The 20,064-nt window shown below is 70.7% G+C and carries 15 protein-coding genes and 1 pseudogene; 9 read left to right on the top strand and 7 right to left on the bottom strand.

Translation table 11 applies throughout. The features are described from left to right. Positions 1-13: 13 nt before the first annotated feature. The gene (locus QA802_RS21880) at positions 14-1,678 is read right to left on the bottom strand and encodes a glycoside hydrolase family 13 protein (RefSeq protein ID WP_334525357.1); all 1,665 of its coding nucleotides are present in this window, start codon (positions 1,676-1,678) and stop codon (positions 14-16) included. 340 nt (positions 1,679-2,018) lie between these two features. Here QA802_RS21880 and QA802_RS21875 point away from each other — a divergent pair, with 340 nt between their 5' ends. Beyond that, on the top strand, positions 2,019-2,984 hold the full coding sequence (locus QA802_RS21875) for an LAETG motif-containing sortase-dependent surface protein (protein ID WP_334525355.1): 966 nt from the start codon (positions 2,019-2,021) through the stop codon (positions 2,982-2,984). 107 nt (positions 2,985-3,091) lie between these two features. On the opposite strand, the gene QA802_RS21870 is transcribed toward QA802_RS21875, so the two are convergent. Beyond that, on the bottom strand, positions 3,092-4,063 hold the full coding sequence (locus QA802_RS21870) for a nucleoside hydrolase (RefSeq protein WP_334534789.1): 972 nt from the start codon (positions 4,061-4,063) through the stop codon (positions 3,092-3,094). Between the two features lie 103 nt (positions 4,064-4,166). Next, on the bottom strand, positions 4,167-5,486 hold the full coding sequence (gene thrS / locus QA802_RS21865; protein ID WP_334525352.1) for a threonine--tRNA ligase: 1,320 nt from the start codon (positions 5,484-5,486) through the stop codon (positions 4,167-4,169). A gap of 411 nt (positions 5,487-5,897) precedes the next feature. Between thrS and QA802_RS21860 the strand changes: the two genes are divergently transcribed. Next, positions 5,898-6,755 (top strand): hypothetical protein, encoded by an 858-nt coding sequence (locus QA802_RS21860; protein WP_334525349.1) that lies wholly within the window; start codon positions 5,898-5,900, stop codon positions 6,753-6,755. A gap of 93 nt (positions 6,756-6,848) precedes the next feature. Here the strand turns inward: QA802_RS21860 and QA802_RS21855 are convergent, their stop codons facing one another. Together QA802_RS21855 and QA802_RS21850 are read right to left on the bottom strand one after the other, a co-directional pair. Beyond that, positions 6,849-7,574: a GAF and ANTAR domain-containing protein gene (locus QA802_RS21855; protein ID WP_334525346.1), complete on the bottom strand. Its 726-nt coding sequence runs from the start codon at positions 7,572-7,574 to the stop codon at positions 6,849-6,851. Between the two features lie 1,769 nt (positions 7,575-9,343). After that, positions 9,344-9,938: pseudogene (locus QA802_RS21850) on the bottom strand (hypothetical protein); the annotation flags it as partial. A gap of 207 nt (positions 9,939-10,145) precedes the next feature. On the opposite strand from QA802_RS21850, the gene QA802_RS21845 reads away from it, so the two are divergent. Next, entirely contained in the window at positions 10,146-10,619 is a 474-nt protein-coding gene (locus QA802_RS21845) for a hypothetical protein (protein WP_334525343.1), read from the top strand. A 123-nt stretch (positions 10,620-10,742) separates the two neighbouring features. Here the strand turns inward: QA802_RS21845 and QA802_RS21840 are convergent, their stop codons facing one another. Beyond that, on the bottom strand, positions 10,743-11,279 hold the full coding sequence (locus tag QA802_RS21840; RefSeq protein WP_334525340.1) for an SH3 domain-containing protein: 537 nt from the start codon (positions 11,277-11,279) through the stop codon (positions 10,743-10,745). Positions 11,280-11,412: 133 nt separating this feature from the next. Here QA802_RS21840 and QA802_RS21835 point away from each other — a divergent pair, with 133 nt between their 5' ends. Further along, complete coding sequence (locus QA802_RS21835) at positions 11,413-12,363, top strand: hypothetical protein (protein ID WP_334525338.1); 951 nt, start codon at positions 11,413-11,415, stop codon at positions 12,361-12,363. Between the two features lie 28 nt (positions 12,364-12,391). Here QA802_RS21835 and QA802_RS21830 read toward each other — a convergent pair whose 3' ends face one another. After that, positions 12,392-13,759: an aminotransferase-like domain-containing protein gene (locus tag QA802_RS21830; RefSeq protein WP_334525336.1), complete on the bottom strand. Its 1,368-nt coding sequence runs from the start codon at positions 13,757-13,759 to the stop codon at positions 12,392-12,394. A 100-nt stretch (positions 13,760-13,859) separates the two neighbouring features. Between QA802_RS21830 and QA802_RS21825 the strand changes: the two genes are divergently transcribed. The 5 genes from QA802_RS21825 (at position 13,860) to QA802_RS21805 (ending at position 19,967) form a co-directional block, all read left to right on the top strand. Beyond that, positions 13,860-14,648 carry an alpha/beta fold hydrolase gene (locus QA802_RS21825; protein WP_334525333.1) on the top strand — a complete coding sequence of 263 codons (789 nt, stop codon included), beginning with the start codon at positions 13,860-13,862 and terminating at the stop codon, positions 14,646-14,648. 251 nt (positions 14,649-14,899) lie between these two features. After that, complete coding sequence (locus QA802_RS21820; RefSeq protein ID WP_334525330.1) at positions 14,900-15,445, top strand: hypothetical protein; 546 nt, start codon at positions 14,900-14,902, stop codon at positions 15,443-15,445. Between the two features lie 1,018 nt (positions 15,446-16,463). Next, positions 16,464-18,869, top strand: a complete 2,406-nt coding sequence (locus QA802_RS21815; protein ID WP_334525327.1) for a glycoside hydrolase domain-containing protein — start codon at positions 16,464-16,466, stop codon at positions 18,867-18,869. A 10-nt stretch (positions 18,870-18,879) separates the two neighbouring features. After that, positions 18,880-19,320 (top strand): hypothetical protein, encoded by a 441-nt coding sequence (locus QA802_RS21810; protein WP_334525325.1) that lies wholly within the window; start codon positions 18,880-18,882, stop codon positions 19,318-19,320. Then, positions 19,317-19,967 (top strand): M15 family metallopeptidase, encoded by a 651-nt coding sequence (locus QA802_RS21805; RefSeq protein ID WP_334525323.1) that lies wholly within the window; start codon positions 19,317-19,319, stop codon positions 19,965-19,967. Before QA802_RS21810 ends, QA802_RS21805 begins: the two co-directional genes overlap by 4 nt. The last annotated feature ends 97 nt before the right edge of the window (positions 19,968-20,064 follow it).

Raw genomic sequence — 20,064 nt, 5'->3', positions numbered from 1 at the left:
CCGGACCGGGTGGTCAGCGTGACGCCAGCCAGACGGTCGTGTCCGGCGGCAGCGTTCCCGTACCGGGGCCCTCCAGGGGCAAGGACGCGCTGCTCAGCAGCACCTCTCCGGGCGGCAGCGGCGTCGACGCGTCCGACAGGTTCGTCACGCACCGCCAGCCGTCGGTGCGGGTGAAGGCCAGCACGCCCGGCGCGGGATCCGGCTGCCAGGAGAGCTCCTCGCCGTCGAGCAGCTTGCGGCGCAGCCGCAGGGCCGTGCGGTAGAGCTCCAGGGTGGATCCCTCGACGCCGTCCTGCGCCTCGACGGCGTACCGCGCGAAGGCGGGCGGCTGGGGCAGCCACCCGCCCGCCGCGCCGAAGCCGTACGACGGCCCGGCCGACGTCCAGGGCAGCGGCACCCGGCATCCGTCCCTGCCCTTGCGGGTGCGGCCCGACTGCTCCCACAGGGGGTCCTGGAGGACCTCCACGGGCAGATCGGCCACCTCGGGCAGGCCCAGCTCCTCGCCCTGGTAGAGGTACGACGACCCCGGCAGCGCCAGCATCAGCAGCGTCGCCGCGCGGGCCCGGCGCAGGCCGGCCGTCTCGTCGACGCGCGGGGCGAGGCCGTCCGACAGGAGCCAGCCCCCGGTGTCCGTGCCCGGCGGGAGCATGAGGCGGGAGGCGTGGCGTACGACGTCGTGGTTGGAGAGGACCCAGGTCGCCGAGGCGCCGACGGCCCGGGCGTCGGCAAGCGAGCCGGTGATGACCGCACGGATCGCGTCGGCGTCCCAATCGGCCTGCAGATACTCGAAGTTGAAAGCCTGGTCGAGTTCGTCCGGGCGGGCGTAGAGGGCTCGGCGGTGGCCCGGGACCCATGCCTCGGCGACGGCCGTGCGGGCCGGGGTGTACGCGTCGAGGACGCGACGCCAGTCGCGGTAGATCTCGTGGACCTCGTCGCGGTCGAAGAAGGGGTGCGTGCCGGGCGCCAGCCGGGCGAGGCCTGCGTCGCCGCTGAGCTCCGGCGCGCCCAGGTCGCGCAGAGGCTCGGCGAGGTCCTTGACGAGGGCGTGGGCCACGTCGACGCGGAAGCCGTCGACGCCCCGGTCGGACCAGAAGCGCAGCGTGGTGCGGAAGTCCTCGCGGACCTCCTCGCGGTCCCAGTTGAGGTCGGGTTGCTCACGGGCGAACAGGTGGAGGTACCACTGGCCGTCGGGGACGCGCTGCCATGCGCTGCCGCCGAACACGGACTGCCAGTCGGTGGGCGGGAGTGCGCCGCCCGGTCCGCGTCCGTCGCGGAAGACGTATCGGTCGCGGGCGGGTGTACCAGGGCCGGCGGCCAGGGCCTCCTGGAACCAGGGGTGCCGGTGGGAGGTGTGGTTCGGCACGAGGTCGACGATCACCTTCAGGCCGAGCCGGTGGGCCTCGGCGGTGAGGACGTCGAAGTCGGCGAGGGAGCCCAGGCGCGGGTCGACGTCCCGGTGGTCGGCGACGTCGTAGCCGCCGTCGGCGAGCTCGGACGGATAGAAGGGGGAGAGCCAGAGGGCGTCCACGCCGAGGGCGGCGAGATGGGGGAGCCGGCCGGTGACGCCCCGCAGGTCCCCGAGGCCGTCCCCGTCGGCGTCGGCGAAGCTGCGCGGATAGACCTGGTAGACGACGGCCTGACGCCACCAGTCGGGGCGATGGGGGGAGAAGTCGGTCATACAGGCAAGCCTGTCCGCTGTGTCCGGAAGGTGAACATCGGACTCTTCGGAACAGATCATTCCGCACATGGTGAACATGTGACGGAATTTTGAACTCCCCAGGGTTTGACGCAGGTTGACATGGGTCCGGCATGCACACGACGATGGGTCTCACGCTGTGGCCTCTGTGACACGTGTGGCCTTCGTGGCAGCTGTGACCGATGAGCCCGGCGAACTTCGCCCTTCTCCGCCACCCCCTGCTCATTTACTCCGCTGCTCATCTGCTCTTCTGACGCCTTCGGCTGATGCCGTCTTCTGATCTGACCGGTCAGCCCGGCGACTCGCCAAGAACGGGATTCGTATGTCCATAGCGAGAACTGTCATCGTGCGCCGCCTGCTGGGGGCGGGCGCCGTTTCGCTCACCCTGTGCGCCGCCTCCGTCGCCGCCGCTTCCGCCGCCTTCGCGGGCACCGGGACACCCGGCGGCGACGGCTGGAAGTCCGGCGGCCAGTACCAGCCGGGGACGGGCGCGGGCACCGAGACGGAGACCGACCGCTGCCAGTTCTCGCTCGACGGCACGAAGTTCTTCGACTCGGTGCGCGTCGACGACCAGAACCTCAAGCCGACCGAGGACGGCAAGATCCACGTCAAGGTCCGCGCCGCCGGCAACGCGACGACGTGCACCGCCTCCCTCGCCTCCTACCTCGCCCACGGCTCCAGCTTCCGCACCTCCGGTGAGCAGGTCTTCGTCGACTTCGACACCGTGACCGTCAAGCCCGGCCAGACCGACAGCCTCGACATCGCCGTGCCCGACGCGGGCTGCTTCGCCCAGATCGACCTCTACCGGGGCGCGGTCAAGTTCGACGGCAAGCTCGACGCGAAGGACGGCTTCGTCCACGGCGACGTGCCCAAGGGGCCGGACCGCCCGGTCATCAAGGACAAGCTGATCGCGGCCTGGAACGGCGGCACGAAGGACTGCACGGTCACCGAGCAGCCGCCGGGCACCCCGCCGACCGTGCCGGCGAACACGCCGTCCGGCACGCCGTCGGGCACGCCGTCCGGAACGCCGTCCACCCCGTCGGAAAACGACACCACGTCGCCGTCGCCGTCGCCGTCCCCGTCGACGTCCGACAGCGAATCGGCGTCCCCGTCCGCCTCCCCGTCGACCGACGCGCCCGCCCCCACGCCCAACGGCGGCGGCGGCGACCTCGCGGAGACCGGCGCGAGCAGCGACACGCCCCTGATCGCGGGCGGCGCGGCGGCGCTGCTGGCGGGCGGCGCGGCGATCGTCGTCGCCACGCGGCGGCGCAGGGCCACCCGCGCCTGACCGGCGCGGAGAGTGACCGGACGGCCGTACCTTCATCCGGTGCGGCCGTCCGGTCCCGGGGACGGCCGTTCCGGGGACGGGACGGCCGTTCCGCTGTTCGGCGCGTTCTAAGCGCCTTCCACCGCGGTCAGCCACAGCTTGACGTACCGCTCCACGTCCACGTCCAACGCCACGTCCACGAGGGTCAGTTCGCGCACACCGTCGTGGATCTCGGACTCGCCTGGGCGCGGCCTGCGGTCGACGATCGTCTGGCCGCGGGCCGGGCCGGGGGCGAGGGAGACCTCGACCGGCAGTAGCTCGGTGGTCAGGCCCGCCGGGTCGGCCACCGCACAGAGCGCGCCCGCGTCGCCCAGGCCCCCGGTGGGCGTGGGGTCGCCGGAGCTCGCCGGGTCGCGGTGCGCGAGCAGCGCGCCCGCGAGCTTCAGACGCGGCTCCGCACTCGCCCGCAGCCGCGCCACGTCCGCCGCCGGGACCAGGACCCGCTGGAACACGTCCAGGCCGTACATCGTGATCGGCACTCCCGCGGTCAGCACGATCGCCGCCGCCTCCGGGTCGTGCCACACGTTGAACTCCGCGACCGGCGTGGCGTTCCCCGTCGTCACCGCGCCGCCCATGAACACGATCCGCTCGATGTTGCGGGTCACCTCCGGGTGGGTGCGCAGCAGCAGGGCGATGTTCGTCAGCGGCGCGGTGGGGACGAGGGTCACCGGGCGCGGGGAGGCCAGGATCTCGCGGCGCAGCAGGGTCACCGCGTCCACGTCGACCGGACGGCGGGTGGGGGCGGGCAGACCCAGGTCGCCCATGCCGTCCTGTCCGTGCACGTGCGACGCCGTGCGGACGGGTTCGATCAGCGGCCGCTCGGCGCCCCGGGCGACCGGGATGTCCCCCGCGCCCGCGTGCTCCAGCACGGTCAGCGTGTTGCGGACCACCCCGTCCACATCGGTGTTCCCGGCCACACAGGTCACCGCCCGCACGTCCAGGCCGGGATGACGTACGGCGAACAGCAGGGCGAGAGCGTCGTCCACGCCGGTGTCGCAGTCGATGATCACGGGAATGGGCTGCTCGTTCGCCTCGTTCAACCCGTCCGGTTTGTTCGGCTTGTTCGCCTCGGTCGGCTTGTTCGCCTCGGTCACCAGGGACTCCTTCCGCACCACGGTCGTCCACGACCCTATGCGGGTGCGCTCACTCCCACAGTGCGGTTCCGCGCGCCGCCGCCCGCTCGGCGATCCGCCCGACCAGGTCGCCGACGGGCAGCTCACCGGGCCGGCGGCCATCGCGCAGCCGCAGGGCGGCCCGCTCCGCACGGGCCTCCCGCTCCCCGATCACCGCCTGGTACGGCGCGAGCCGCGCCGCCCGGACACGGGCCCCCAGGCTGCCCTGCTCGGGACCGGCGAGCTCCGCCCGCAGTCCGGCGGCCGACGCCCGGCCCACCAGCTCCTCCGCCGCCTCCCGCTGCGCCTCCGACACCGGCAGCACGACCAGCTGCACCGGCGCCAGCCAGACCGGGAACGCCCCGCCGTGCTCTTCGATCAGGTGGGCGACGACCCGCTCCACACTGCCGACGACACTGCGGTGCACCATCACCGGGCGGTGCTTCGCCCCGTCGGCGCCGACGTAGTGCAGATCGAAGCGTTCGGGCTGGTGGAAGTCGATCTGCACGGTGGAGAGGGTCGCCTCACGGCCGGCGCGGTCGGTGATCTGCACGTCGATCTTCGGGCCGTAGAAGGCGGCCTCGCCCTCCGCCTCCTCGTAGGCGACGCCGGCGCCGTCCAGGACCTCCCTGAGCAACGCGGTGGCTCGCCGCCACAGCTCCGGGTCGGCCACGTACTTGCCGCCCTGGCCCGGCAGCGACAGCCGGTGACGGGAGACGCGGATGCCCAGGTCGGCGTAGGCGCGGGCGATCAGGCCGAGGGCCGCGCGGGCCTCGTCGACCGCCTGCTCCAGGGTGCAGAACACGTGCGCGTCGTTGAGCTGGATGGCCCGCACGCGGGTCAGCCCGCCCAGCACCCCGGACGGCTCGGAGCGGTACATGCCGCCCAACTCGGCGATACGCAAGGGCAGTTCGCGGTAACTGCGGGAGCGGGAGCGGTAGATGAGCGCATGGTGCGGACAGAGACTGGGCCGCAGAACGACCTCCTCGGCTCCCAGCTCCATCGGCGGGAACATGTCCTCGCTGTAGTGCGCCCAGTGGCCGGAGATCTCGTACAGCTCGCGTTTGCCGAGGACGGGCGAGTACACGTGCCGGTAGCCGGCGGCCCGTTCGGTCTCCCGGACGTACTCCTCCAAGGTGTGCCGGACGATCGCCCCGTCCGGCAGCCAGTACGGCAGACCGGCGCCGATCAGGGGATCGGTGTCGAACAGCCCGAGCGCGCGGCCGAGACGGCGATGGCCCCGCTCCTGATCAACGCCCGAACCCTCCCCCTCCCCTTCCGGGCCGTGACCGAGGCCGGGGGCTGGGGCGGAGTGGAGACGGTGGCCGGGGGCGGAGTGGTGGTCGTTCACGGGAGTGCTCCCTCGCTCGGGGTGGGGCGAGGATCCGGGAACGCCGAAGCCCCGGGGTACTCACCCCGGGGCTTCGGACATCCAGTCGTGGATCAGCGCGCCGGGACGTTCTCCGGCGTCGTCGTGAGGGACGGCTGGGCGCGATTCATGCCGGCCACCGTAACAACGGGGGACCGCGGCACACCATCCCTTTTCCCGTCGCCGCCACGCCGCGGCCCCCGCCCCCGTCGTCGCCCCCTCCCCGCCCCCCGTCCACCGCCCGTCCACCCGCCCGCACCAACGGCGGTAACCCGTACGGACCGCCGCGCTGGTCGACCCGGGGCACCGGTGCTGACGTGGGAGAAAGCACCCCGGCTCGCCCGGCGCCGGCACCGGCCCCGGCGCCCGCGCCCACCATGGAGGCACCCCCCGATGACCCGCCGCCGCCCTCTCCTGGCCTCCTCGCTCCTCCTCACCGCCGTCACCGCCCTGACCGCCGTCACCTCCGGATGCGGCACCCTCGGCCTGGAGCATCCGCCGACCGCCGCTCCGGCCGCCCCCACCGTCGAGCGGAAGTCGGCGAAGCCCTCCGCGCCGGCGGCCGCCTCCGCGGGACTGACCGAGGCCCAGGCACAGGCCGCCCTCATCACCGAGCGGGACCTCGGCGCCCCCTGGACCCCGACCCGAGGCGCCGCGACCTGGCGGGACGGGATGCTCAAGGCGACGGCGTCGCCCGCCGACTGCCGGCGGCTCCTCGACGACCTCTACGCCGACGAGCTGCTCGGCGGACCGCCCCGCGCGGTCGTCGCGCTCGACGATCCGGACACCGGCGCCCAGCTCCGCTACCAGCTCACCGGCAGCCGCCCGGCGGACGTGGACCGCACGCTGGCCCGGCTGAGGACGCTGCCGCAGACCTGCGCCCGGTTCACGGCCAGGGCGGCCGGCGGCGCCGTACTGGACGTGCAGGTCTCCGAGCTGCCCCTGCCGGAGGTGGGCGACGTCCGGCAGGGCCTGCGGGTCACGCTGACGCGCTGGGGGAGCGCGGGGGAGAACACGGGGGCGAGCACAGAGGAGAACGTGAGGGAGAACGCCGGAGAAGTCGCCGGGGAGAACGCGGGGGCCCCGATGGTCCTCACCCTGGACGTCGCCGCCGTCCGGGCCGGTGAGGACGCCTTCGCCCTCACCAACGGCGGCCTCGGCGACATCCCCAACGCCGCGACGCAGGCGGCCGTGCAGCTGGGCGTGCGCCGGCTGGCGGACGTCAGGAACCAGGGGCGGGTACAGGTCTGAGCAGGCGGGTCAGGCCGGGAACCAGGCGCGGAGCTGCCGGGAAGAGACGGGCAGGACCAGAAGCAGGTGCCCCCGCTCCCCGCTCGGACCCGCTCAGAAGTCCGGGTCGTCGTCGAACCGCGTGCGGTGCCCGACCACCTCGTGCGCGAGTTCCAGCACCGTGCGGTCCCCCGCGAAGGCGTGCCCCCGCAGAAGCGCCAGCGCCTCGTCCGCGGTGACGCCGAGCTGAGCCATCAGCATGCCGACGGCCTGGTACACCTCGACGTGGTCGGTGGCCAGCGGGCTGAGCCAGAGGCCGTCGCCGTCCGGGCCGTCCTGATCGTCCCGGGGCAGCGCCAGCAGCGCCGCCGTCACGACGTCGGCCACCATCCGCGCGGTGTGCACCTCCTCGACGGCGAGCTCGCCGGGGACGTCACGGTAGAGGTCGAGCGTGCCCACGCACACCGCGCGGTCGCCCAGCGGCAGCGCGTACACCGACCGGACCCCGGCGGCCGCCGCCTGCTGGGCGAACACCGGCCAGCGGCAGGCGTCCCGGCGTGAGGCGAGGTCGGGGGCGACGACCACAGCACCGGTCTCGGCGGCCTCCAGCCCGGGTCCGTCCCCCAGGGTGACCTCCATCTCCAGCACGTACGCCGCCCTCTCCCCGCTCGCTCCCAGCGGCACGGGCATCCCCTCGCCGCGCAGCGACACGCTCGCGCCGCTGACCGGCAGCAGCTTCAGCACGGCGTCGCAGAGCCGCTGCGGCACGTCCTGGGCGACGGCGTCGCCCGTCTCCCGGGCGATGACGTCGGCGATCCGGTCCCGCTCCTGGTCGCCCACGGCCGTCACCTCCGTCCGCCGCCCGCCCGTCGGCCGGTCCGGCCGTACGCCCGCCTGTCCGCCCGTACGTTCGTCCGCCCGGCGGGTGCTCCGTTCGCCGAGTACCCAGGGCCCACCGGGGGAACCGGCAGCGCGGGGGCACTTGGCGGGCGGGCCGGCGGGCGTGCCGGGGCGGGGCGGGAAGCCACAAGGGTGGCTGCGCGGTGCGGGCCCCAGCGTGTAGTCGCGCATCCGGTGACAGTTGACGCTCGTCCCGCTCCGCCACTCCCGGCTCCCCCGACCGCCCTTGCGCCTCTTGCCGTCGGGGCATCCCAGCCCCTAGGTTGAACGGAGAGTTAAGCACGCTTAACCGCTTGCTGACGGAGCATCGCAGTCGCCGACGTTGCGAGGTAGCCGTGTCCGGAAACCGTTCCGCGCACCCTTCCGCACGCCCCGCCGCGCCCTATGCGAGAGCCCTCGTGGCAGCCCTGCTGACCGTCACGGCCCTGATCGCCGCCGCCAACGCGGGTTCGACCGCCACCACCGACAAGGCTCCGGCCGCCCCGACGGCCCAGCAGGACGCACCCGACCGCCACTGACACCGCGGGCGGGCGAGGACCGGGTTCACCCCCGGGTCGTCTGCAACTGCAGCAACTGCCGCTGGACGTGGTCCAGCGCACCCTTGCGCCGGCCCGGCACCCGGGCCCGCAATTCCGCGATCGCCTGCCCCAGCGCCCGGGCCCGCACCACGTCTGGGATCCGTCCCCACTGGTGGTGCGCCCGGTCGGCCGCCGCCTCCACGGCGGGCGCGTCGACCGCCTGCCCGGCCTCGAGCCGGGCGAAGGCGACCGTCATCCAGGTACGGCAGCTGCGCTCGGCGTCCCCCGAGAACATCGCCAGGTCCGCCCGCACCTCGGCCCAGTGCAACGCCTCCTCGGACCCGGGCCCGTGCGACGCCGCCGCGGCCCGCTCCAGCCCTGCGGCGAGAACGTCGGCGTCGGCATGCCGCCCGGCCCGGACGGCGGTGGAGATGGCGTCGTGCGGATCGAGATCCCGCCTCTCCCGCCCACCCCGGGACGCCCCCTCCCCGCCGGACGCCGGGGAGGGAATCCGGGGGCGGGGGGTGACGGGGAGCCCGGGGGTCACGATCGCGGAACCGGCGGGAACGACGAACGCGGAAGCGACAGGCCCAGCCGGACCGGCGGGCGTGGCGGAGACGGAATCGGCGGCCGCAGCAGCGCCGACCGGCAGCCCCGGGGCCTCCCGCGCGACCGAGCCGACCGGGGCGGCCGGAGCGGCCGGAGCGGCCGGAGTGTCTTGCACAGCCGGTACGACCGAGCCGAGCGGCCCGACCGAACCCACCGGGACGACGGAAGCGGCGGGCGCGGCAGAGCCGGCGGCTATGACGGAAGCAGCCGGTACGACAGAGGCGGCACCGGTGGCATAGGCAACAGGTGCGACAGGTGCGACAGGTGCGCCGGAGCCGGCCTGTACGCGAGGGACTTCGGGAACTGCGGGGACACCGGCGGCTGACGGGACAGCGGGAACAGCGGTGGCCGGCAGCCCGACGGAGGACGCGGGCCAGACCGGGCCCCCCGGGCCGACCGGGCCCCCCGGGCCGACCGGGCCCCCTGGGCCCCCCGGAGCGACCGGTGCGCCCAGGACCCCCGGGACAACCGGAACCCTCGCCGCAGGAGCAGCCGGAACTCCCGGAGTGCCCCCTGGAACTCCCGGAACTCCCGGAGCGACCGGAGCGGCGGAGCCGGAGAGCACCAGGTCGCCGACCTCACCGTCCCCGGCGATCCGGGTCAGCGCCGCCTGGTGCAGCCGCTCGATCGCCGGACGGCCCCCGCTGCGCAGTATCGTCGCGACCGCCTTCATATACGTCGGCGCGGCGACCTCCCGCCGTCCCGGGGGCGGCGCGATCCGCCCATAGACGGCGGTCGCGGGCCCGCAGTCCAGCGGGTTGCCGCGCAGCCACTGCCAGGTCTCCGGGTCCGCGCGCAGATCGAGCACGGCCGTCGTCGTCCCGGCCGCCCGCAGCCGCAGCTCCTCCCGGAACCAGTGCCAGGGGAACCCGGTGTAGCGCACGGTGGAGGGCGTCGTCCGGGCGAGCGCCAGATGCGGCAGCCGCTGCCGCCGGTCGAGTTGCAACTGCCCCGCGACGAACAGGGTCAGCGGGCCCGGCGCGGCCGCGGCGGCCCGCAGCCGGGTGAGCACGGCCTGCGGCTCCAGCGGGTCGGCCAGCTCGACGACGTTCGCGGTGTCGGCGCCGGCCAGCACGGGAGGCGGCACCGCCGCCAGCACGGGGAGCACGGCGGCCGCGTCGACCAGACACCCCTTGCCCCTGGGCGAGGCCGCGAGCAGCAGCACGGTTCCGGGCATGGTCCCCTCCCGCATGTCCCCTCCCCTGTCGATCACGTACCTCAGCACCGTAACCGCTGCTGCTGCAAAGGGGAGCCTCAGGACCGCAAACCTCCCCTTACGGGGCCTTCGTCGCCCGCCGCGGAGCGGCAGCCGTGCACCCGACTTGCCACCGCCCCCTCCCAGGTGTGCTCTGGAAGGCAGGGGCGAGGAGAGAGGAGTCCTCCCATGACTCATCCGGCTCATCCGGCTCATCCGGCACACGCGGCGCCCGCGTCAGGCCTTCGGACCCGGTCCGCCCGGCCCCGTACACCCGACGTCTTCAGCGAACGGACCCACCACGCCGCGGAGTGGACGACAGCCGTGGGGCTGGGCCTCGTCTATGGCTACTGGGTCGCGGCCAACAACCGTGCCGGAGGCCCCATCACCGGCTGGAACCTCCTGCTCGGCTTCGTGAGCGCGTTCGCCTTCGCGGCGCTCTGGACAGGCGTGCACGCCCTCGCCCCGCGGATGCGGCGCGAAGTGCACGCCCTGCTGTGGGCGGCGTTCGCCGGCTGCGCCTTCGGCTTCCTCTACAGCGAGACCGACGCGAGCGTGCTGCGGTCGACCGGCTGGGCGCTGACGATCGCGGCGGTCACCTTCGCGACGCTGTTCTTCCGCTTCTACACGCGTGAGGACGCGGACGGACACCGCATCCGCTAGGACAGAACAGCGGACAGAAGAACAGCTAGGACAGAAGAACAGGAGGTCCTGGTCGGCAGATCGGACCGCACCCGGGCCCCGGCGGAACACCGCCGGGGCCCGGGTCTTCCCTCATCCCTCCACTCACCGGCCGGCCGGAACCCACTCCCGGCCGTCCGACGAGGCTCCTGACGACGACGATCCGGAAGCGCTGAAGCTCCAGGTGCCGGAGAAGCTGAACGACCCGGAGCCAGACACCGTGAACGAGCTGTCGGTGAACGGGTCGTCGTCCCAGTTCGTCCAGTCGCCGTCCTTCCACTGGGGGCACGGGTCGGCGCAGTCGGGCACGTGTGCGCGGCCGACGTCCACGAAGGCGGCGCTCGCCCAGCCCTGGGCGCCGTAGAGCCAGTACCAGTCCGGGTTGCCGTTCACGCTCTGGCCCTTGACCATGCACTGCACCAGGTCGTGGCTGCCGGGCGCGAGTGCCGCCACGACCGGCGCGTGGGTCGTGGGTTCCTGTCGCACGTTCAACTCGGTGCGGGAGACGACGGTCCCCCGGACGGGATCGCCGCCGCTGGCGGGCAGGGCCGGCGCGGCGGTGGCGCCGCTCGTCGCGACGGCGAGGGAGCCGGCGGCGAGCAGGGCCGCGGCCAGGGTCCGCAGGGCCACAGTGGTGCGCATGATCGGCCTCCTTCCCCCCAGAACCAGGAAACACCCGTTCGGGTGAACCCTCCACCGGAGGGCATGAGCGGGACGCCACCCGTACGGCCGTCATGGGCTCGCGCCTCCCGCCCCGGAGCCGTTGCCTGAAGACGTGTCCCGAAGCCTGCGGACCGCTCTCTCGGCCGCCCTCATCGCCCTGTGCTGCGTGCTCGTGCCGTTCGGCACGCTCGCGGCCTGGGCGGCGTACGGCCTCACCGACACCCGCAGTTACGTCAACACGATGGCGCCGCTCGCCTCCGACCCGGACGTCCGGGACATCGTCGCCGACACGGTGGGCGAGGGGGTGGCGCGCGAGGCCGGGATGAACCCGCTGTTCCTGCGCGACGCGTTCCGCTCGTTCACCGCGACCCGCGCCTACCGCACCGCGTGGGACGCCGGCAACGAGGCCGCCCACACCGCGGTCATGCGGGCGCTCCGGGACGACCGGGCCGGCCGCGACGGTCGTCCCGTCACCGTGGACCTGGCGACCGTCACCACGCCCCTCAAGCGACAACTGACGGTCGATCACGTCCCGTTCGCCGCGCGCATCCCCATCGAGCACACGCAGGTGGCGCTGCTCCCGTCCGACGACCTGGCCGCACTCCGGAAGGGCTACCACGTGCTCGACGTCGCAGGCTTCTGGCTGCCTCTGGCGGCCGTCGTGTTCGGGGTGGCGGGCATCGCGGTGGCGGCCTGCCGCCGCCGGGCCGTCACGGCGAGCGCCCTCGGGACCGCGCTCGGCGGCGCGTTCCTGGGCCTCGCGATCGCCCTCGGCCGCCGCCTGACCCTCGACGACCTTCCCGACGACGCTCACCGGCCGGCCGCCGGAGCGGTCTACGACGCCCTCACCGCCACCCTGCGCACGGCCTCCTGGCTGCTGCTGGCGCTGGGCCTGACGGTGGCCGCGGCGACCTGGCTCACCCGCCCGGGCTCCCCCCTGACCCGCCTGGTACGACACCGCCGACACCCCGCGGCACCCGCCGCACCCGCCGCCCCCTCCACGTCCCTCACCCCCGCATCCGCCCCGACACCCCCTCCGGAGCCGACGCACGTCAGAGCCTGACCACCCGCCCGGAAGGACACGGCTGGGCTCAGCCCACCCCGCTCGCTGCAGGACCGCGCACCGCGACGCCGGCCAGCACCCGCAGCGCCCGCGCGAGTTCCCCCTCCGGAGCCGAGGCGAGGCCGAGCCTGACGGCGGCCGGGGTGCGCTGCGGGTCGACGGCGAAGGCGGCGCCGGGGGTGACGGCGATGCCGTGGGCCACGGCAGCGGCCGTGAAGGCCTCCGCCCGCCACGGCGCGGGCAGCTCCCACCAGGCGTAGTAGGCGCGCGGATCGGTGCGCACGGTGAACCCGTCGAGGTGCTCGGCGAGATGTCCGACGAGGTGCTCGGCGAGGATCGCCTGCCGGCGGGCGGCGTCCGCCCGCTTCTGCTCGACGAGCCGCCGCACCACGCCCTCCTGCGTCCACCGCACGGCCGCCTCCACGGCGAACCGCCCCGCGCTCCACCCGCCGGACCGAACCGCGGCCGCCACCTCCCGCGTCCGGTGCTCCGGCACGACGAGGAAACCGACGGCCAGTCCCGGCGCGACCCGTTTGGACAGCCCGTCCACCACGTGGACAAGCCCGGGAGCGTGGACGGCGAGCGGGACGGCGTCCGGATGCAGAAAGGACCAGATGCGGTCCTCGACGACGGGCAGCCCCAACCCGACCGCGAGCAGGCCGAGTTCGCGCCGCCGGCCCTCGCTCGTGGTCGCGGACGTCGGGTTGTGGAGCGTCGGCTGAAGATAGAGCGCCGAGAGAGGAGCCGCACGATGGGCGTCGGCGATCGCGTCCGGCCGCACGCCTTCCGCGTCGCCGGCGAGCGGCACGAGGACGACACCCAGCCGCGCGGCGATCTCCTTGACCAGCGGATACGTCAGCTCCTCCACCCCCACCCGGCCGCCCGGCCGGACCAGCGAGGCGAGCGCGGCGGCGATGGCCTGGCGGGCGTTGCCCGTGAAGAGGAACCGGTCCGGCTCCGGCCGCCAGCCGGGCACCGCGAGCAGTTGGGCGGCGGCCTCACGGGCGGCCGGCGTGCCGTCGGCGGCGCCCGGAAGCAGCGCCTCGGTCAGCACGTCGGGCCGCAGCAGCGGCGCGAGCACGGGGGCGAGCAGCTCCGACTGGCCTGGCGCGGAAGGATAGTTGAGCTCGAGGTTGACGGGGGCGGCGGTGGCCGTCTCGACCAGCGCCCGCCCCTGCGCGGCGGGCGGCGCGGCCCGCACGAAGGTGCCCCGGCCGACCTCGCCCACCACCAGCCCGCGCCGCACGAGTTCGCCGTACACCCGCCCGGCCGTCGACGGAGCGACGCGGTGCCGGCGGGCGAACCACCGTTGCGGGGGCAGCCGCTGCCCGGGACGCAGCCGTCCGGCGGCGATGTCGTCGGCGATGCGGTCGGCGATCGACCGGAAGTCGGCCATAGGAACACGCACCTTCCTCAAGAAAAGCCCGCCGATGCTCATTGCACCGAGGACAAAGATTTTATTGCACCGAGCAGCAGGACCGCCCTACGGTCGCCACATGACACCCTTTCTCGCATACGAGGACAAAAGCGCGGATACTTCCCCCTCCCATGCGCTCCCCCTCGTCCTCGTCCACGGCCACCCCTTCGACCGCACCATGTGGGCCCCGCAGATCGAGGCGTTCTCCGCCTCCCGCCGGGTGATCGCCCCCGACCTGCGCGGCTACGGCGCCTCCCCGGTGGTCCCCGGCGTCACCCTGCTCTCCCGCTTCGCGGAGGACCTGGAGGAGCTGCTCGACGAGGTGAAGGCGGAGGCGTTCGTCCTGGCCGGTCTGTCGATGGGGGGCCAGATCGCGATGGAGTGCTGCGCCCGCTTCGGCGACCGCGTCCGCGGCCTGGTCCTCGCCGACACCTCGCCCGCCCCGGAGACCCCGGGCGGCCGGACGTCCCGAAACGAGACGGCGGACCGTCTGCTCGCGGAGGGCATGCGCGGCTACGCCGACGAGGTGCTGGAGAAGATGGTCGCGCCCACCGCGCACCCCGAGGTCAAGGCGCACGTCCACCGCATGATGACGTCCACCGACCCGCGGGGCGCCGCGGCCGCCCTGCGCGGCCGGGCCGAACGCCCCGACTACCGGCCCCTGCTGACCCGGGTCGCCGTCCCCACCCTGGTAGTGGTCGGCGAGGACGACGCGTACACCCCGGTGTCGGACGCGGAGGCCATGCACGCCCTGCTCCCGCACTCCACGCTGCACGTCGTCCGAAGCGCCGCCCACCTGCCGAACCTGGAACAGCCGACGGACTTCAACGAGACCCTGTCCCGCTTCCTGGCAACGATCGAGGCATAGCACCTTCCGGGACGAGGCTGTCGAGGTCGGCATGCGTGGTCTTTGCGCCATGTGCACTCTGAACTCTTGTTTTTACAGTTGGCTGTGTGTTTAGAGTTACCTCCTGCTCTCGGGTCGGCAAGCTGTCATCTGCCCATCTTATCTGGCGGGACGGGAGCTGACGACCGCAAACACACTCAGCAAAACGGGGACCTCGCAACCCGTGCCGCCACACGCCGGTCCCCTTGTTCACGACAAGGGGGATTACTCGAATGCGGAAGTGGTTACTCAGACTCACCCTGTCCACAGTTTTCATCTCTTCAGTTCTGGCAGCTCCGCAAGCATTGGCGCAAGACGCGAAGCCGGCTTCCGAGAAGGTGCCAGGCACCAACGTGCAGCTATCACAGAGCGCGGTACGCGATCCGCAAACACGCGCCCTCGCCGTGGCCGACCCCGCCGCCGTACAGGCCAGCAGCCTGCTATGCGGAAGCGGATACAAGCTGTCCTATGCGGAGGTTCTCCCCGATTCCCGTCGGTTCGGAACCCTGTTCACATACACCAAATACGTGGTGGGCGGGGCAAACGGAGCATGTGCCGTCTTCGACAACAACCTCGGGGTCAAAAAGCGCATGAAGCTGAAAGTGTGCTGGACCACGTGCAAGGTCGATGAAGGCTCGTTTTCACAGTACGCGGGTCCGGTCAAGTACGAGAGCAGCGCCAGCTCCTTCGATCCCGCCTGCGCTGTGGTGAACGCACTGATGTGGGAGGGCAATGTGGCGATCATCGACCGGCAAACGCATGTCGGCGCCTGCGACTGACCATCGCCCTCTCCGCCTCACCCCTCTCCTTCCGAGGTGCACTTTCATGCCTTTGCGTCCGGTGACATCCCTTCCGCTTCTTGCCCTGCTTGTCGTTGTGGGAGCAACGACGGCTGCGTGCGGGCACGAACAGACGAGCGCAGATGCTGCGGCGGTCCCTCCTTCACCAGATGCTCCCAAGACCTCATCGATTGCTGCCACCACAGTGCCTGACAGGACGGAATTGGCCAGGCAGAAGGTGGAAAGGGAACGCCTGCAAAGCGCACCGCCAGGGGTGACCATCACTCCGTCCCCAACCGGTACAGGCACAGTCACGGGCAGCGAGAAGTTCAAAACACCCGTCGCCCGGCACGGGGATGTAACCGTGTACACACCGACGCGGGGTAATCAGGCTCTGACCGTCCCGGTAATGGTGGTTAACAGCGGTAAGGATCGCGCCTTCTACCGATTCCGCATCCGTGTCACGGGGACGGGTGGCTTCGATGCGACGGCAAGCACCTCGGCGGAGGTTGTAGGCCTATACCCCGGCACCTCGTGGCCGACCGTGATGACTGTAAAGGACCCCGGCCACACGCCTCCCGCGAACCCGCGCGTCACCATCGTAAGCGTCGAGCGGGATGCATATAAGTCCGGATAGAACCGCGCGACTCACATCGCCGCCCAGCGCCAACCTGGCACGGAGGTTGGACTTCCTGGCGGCGAGCACCATGCCAAGAATGCATGGCCGTCCGTCCGCCGGCAGCAGTGCGTCCTCGTGCCGGGGTGTACAGCGAAAGCCATGTGCCGCATCGTGCGCCCTTGTCCCTGCAGTACCGTCACCCGCCTTTACGGCTATACCGAACCTTGTCATCAAGGGCGTGTGAGGTGTTGCAACTCTGGCACCATACGCTCGCCGAAACCCGTCCCACTGGCTGATCAACAATCTGCGCTGTCCTGAAGATCAGACTGCCCCCACCGGCAACCGTCAGGGCGGTCTGCCTCTTTCCCCTTATCCGTCAAGCAGTTCAGGAGTTTCGGCATGGCCGACGTGAAAGTTCTCGAAGCACAAAAATGGGTCAACGAGACCTACGGCAGCGTGCCCGGGTACGAGAAGTGCCCGGAAGATGGCAAGACCGGCTGGTCCACCATGTACGCCCTCACGATGGGATTACAGAGGGAACTCGGAATCAGCCCTGTAGTCGCGAATTTTGGCGACGGCACCGTCGCCAAGCTCGCTGCACTCGGCGAGCTCAGCAGCGGATGGGCGAAGAACAAGAATATTATCAAAATAATCCGATATGGCCTGTTCTGCAAGGGGTACACCGGTGGCTACTATGACACCGGCTACTACGACCCGGACATCGTCCTGGCCGTCAAGCACATGCAGGACGACATGGGCCTCTCCCAGAGCGGCGCACTCCCGGCGAAGTTGGTCAAGGCACTCCTCAACATGGATGCCTACGTACTCACGGCTGGCGGGTCAGACGAAGTCCGCTCCATCCAGCAGTGGTTGAACGGAAACTATTGGACGAGGAAAACGGTCAACATAGGCCCTGCCGACGGTCACTACTCCCGAAATGTCCAGCAGAACCTGATGAAGGCCATCCAACTGGAGATCGGAATCGCAGAAGCCGACGCCACCGGAAATTTCGGCGCCGGAACGCAGGCGGGCATCAAGTCCAAGGCCATCGTATCCCAGGGTTCTTCTGGTATCTTCGTCCAACTTTTCTCCGCTGCATGTGTCTTCAACCAACCTATTGTCACTGTCAATTCGGAAGGCGACACCGTTTCGACCAATACGGTGTCTAAAACAACGTTCGACAGCAATCTGGCAACATTCGTCACCGCCTTCCAGCGATTCTCTGCGATATCGGTTACCGGTCGTGGCGACTACGCGACGTGGGCTCAGCTTCTGGTGTCGATGGGCGACCCGGACCGACCGGTCACCGCCTCCGACACCGCCTACACCATTACGCCGTCTCGGGCACGGAAGATGCACGGCGACGGCTACCTGTACGTCGGCAGATATCTCAACGAAGCCTCCTCCGGCGGCGGATCGAAAATGCTTGAAGAGGGCGAACTCGCAAACATCTTCGCCGGCGGCCTGAGCGTGTTCCCAATCTTCCAAGACAACGGCCGGACCCTCCAGGAGTACTACCGGGGCAACGGGTTCAAGCACGGGCAGAAGGCTCATGACCAAGCCGTACATTTCGGATTCAACCGGGGCACGGTAATCTACTTCGCCGTCGATTACGACGCCACCGACGCGGACCTGCCTCACATCTTGGATTATTTCCGCGGTGTCGCGTCAGGCCTCGGAAGCAAAGGGAAGCGGTACGTGCACGGCGTGTACGGGTCTCGAAACGTATGCGCTGAGGTCACCAAGGAGACCTACGCACGCTACTCGTTCGTGTCCGGCATGTCCTGGGGCTTCTCCGGCAACCTAGGCTATCCCTTGCCGTCGAACTGGTCGTTCAACCAAGTCAAGGAATACCAGATCATCGACGGGGCAGACACATTCTGGCTTGACCGTGACGCGCACCGCGCCGGTTCCGACCCTGGCCAGAACAGCATCAACAAGCCGACGTCACCTGCGGATACCTTCATCAACTACATTGAGTCTCTTTACGATTTGGCAAAGGCCTACGGCAAGCGGGACCCGAACCAGCTCGTCATGGAATACATCCGCAGCAACAGCTACGACGACGGACAGTGGCGGGGCCTCATCGGGAAGGTGGACGTCGGCTTCGTCTCTTATGCGAACAACCACAATATGAGCATCTGGACCGAATTCAAGGACCCGTTCACCGGTCAACATCTCGGGACTGAGCACATGATGGCCACAGCGAACGGCCAGTACGTCAAGCCGAACCCCAAGGGGGATATCAGCCTCGGCGACGTCGCCGGTTGGGGCGGTGACCTGATGACGCTGTACGGCGAATGGCGGCGCGACCACGACTCATACGCCTCTGGCGCGACCTACATCAGCGACAAGATGGGCAAGATCGGCATCGCGTCCACATTCGGATTTACCGATCTCGTCGAAGACGCCGACGGCTACCTCATCGCGCAGGCCGTGCGTGGCGGCAAGACCATCGTTCAGGCCGTCCGCGACCACTACCAGGGAAACGGTGGCCTCACTCGATTCCGGGACTACGTGAGCCAGCGGTTCGGCGGCACCATTCGCGAAGCAGCCGCCCAGGCGAAGAAGATCCTGACTGATACTCCCGCCACGACTGACGGAGTCATCCTGGTGGGCGGTCGCATCGGTCTGATCCAGAAATTCGGCGGCGTGCCCACGCTGATGCCGCATCTTCTCCCCGGCAGTCAACTCGACGACTGGTGCAACGCGTTCGCCGACAATCTGGTACAGCACGCCGCCACGGAGACAATCCGACGGGCTGAGTACCAGGCGAACCAGCAACGATTGTTCCGCTCGAAGTAGCGTCAGGTGCATGGTGTCTTCCTTCGCGCTGTTCGGACCGCCCGCGATCACACTCGTCCTCTTCGCCATCGGGACAGTGCCATACGCCTTGTGGGTGGCCTGGAGAAAGCCCTCCAGGCCGGCACGGTGGGCCGTGATCGGAATCGCGGCGGCGATCGCCGCCTACGGGGCCGCGACCGTCTACGGGCTCGCCTTCACCAACCCGCTTGATGTGTGCGGGGACAAGACCGGCGACGGCGTTTACATGGATGCCGGACGGGACTACAGCCTGACATCGGTGCGTGTGGACAGCTTCCCTCCGTCCATCACCTGCCATTGGAGCAGCGGGTACAGCACGGAAGAGGTGTGGTTCTGGGCCCCGCCGCTGCTCTATGTCGGGTTGGCCTGCTCCATCGTCTGCTCCACCCTGCTTCTCATCAACCGCTACAAGTGCAGAAAGGCTTCCTCGTGACAACGAGCTTGACGCGTAGACAGGCCCTCGGCATCGGAGCCGGGGCAACAATCGCCCTGACGACTGCCGGACCTGTAGCGGCCGCCTCTGCTTCCAGTGAACACACGTGGAAACAAGCCCGGTCCGCGAACGGCTGGCATGTCATTGACAGCACCACGACGTACCGGGTGGAAGGCACGAACGTCGAGGTCTCCTTAGCGAGGGGCGACGTGGCTACGGTACTGCTCTACGTGGCCCGCCGGTTCGCGTACGAAGTCGACATGCTGAGGGCTGGCGACCTCCACGGGCACACCATCGATCGGACCGTAGGTGCCTTGTTCGAGTCGAACCACCTGTCGGGCACTGCCATCGCGATCCGTCCCATGCACTATCCGCTCGGCGCCGACGTCAACAGCACCGGTATGAGTGGGACCGAACGGATCGTCGTCGCGGACGTCCTCGCCGAATGCGAAGGCGTCGTGACATGGGGCGGCGACCTGAAGCCGGTGAAGCAGTCCCATTTCCACATCGATGTCAAGCCCGGAGACCCCCGCTTGAAGCGTCTCGCCGCCCGCATCCGAGAGCGGAGCGACGCGCCCGGTGAGGGCGCCGGGTCAATCGACGCCTTCACACCTGCCAGGCGTCGCCTCGCCGCCCGCTCCCAGTAGCCCGTTGCTGACCGGCCCCGCGAAGCTCAGCTGTTCTGGCTTCTGACGGGGCCAGTTGCATGCCGCGTTCAAGGATGCCCCCACCCACCAGGCCAGC

Origin of the sequence: Streptomyces sp. B21-105 (genome assembly GCF_036898465.1) — a bacterium.
GTDB lineage: Bacteria > Actinomycetota > Actinomycetes > Streptomycetales > Streptomycetaceae > Streptomyces.
This window is presented reverse-complemented; position numbering and strand designations above follow the sequence as displayed.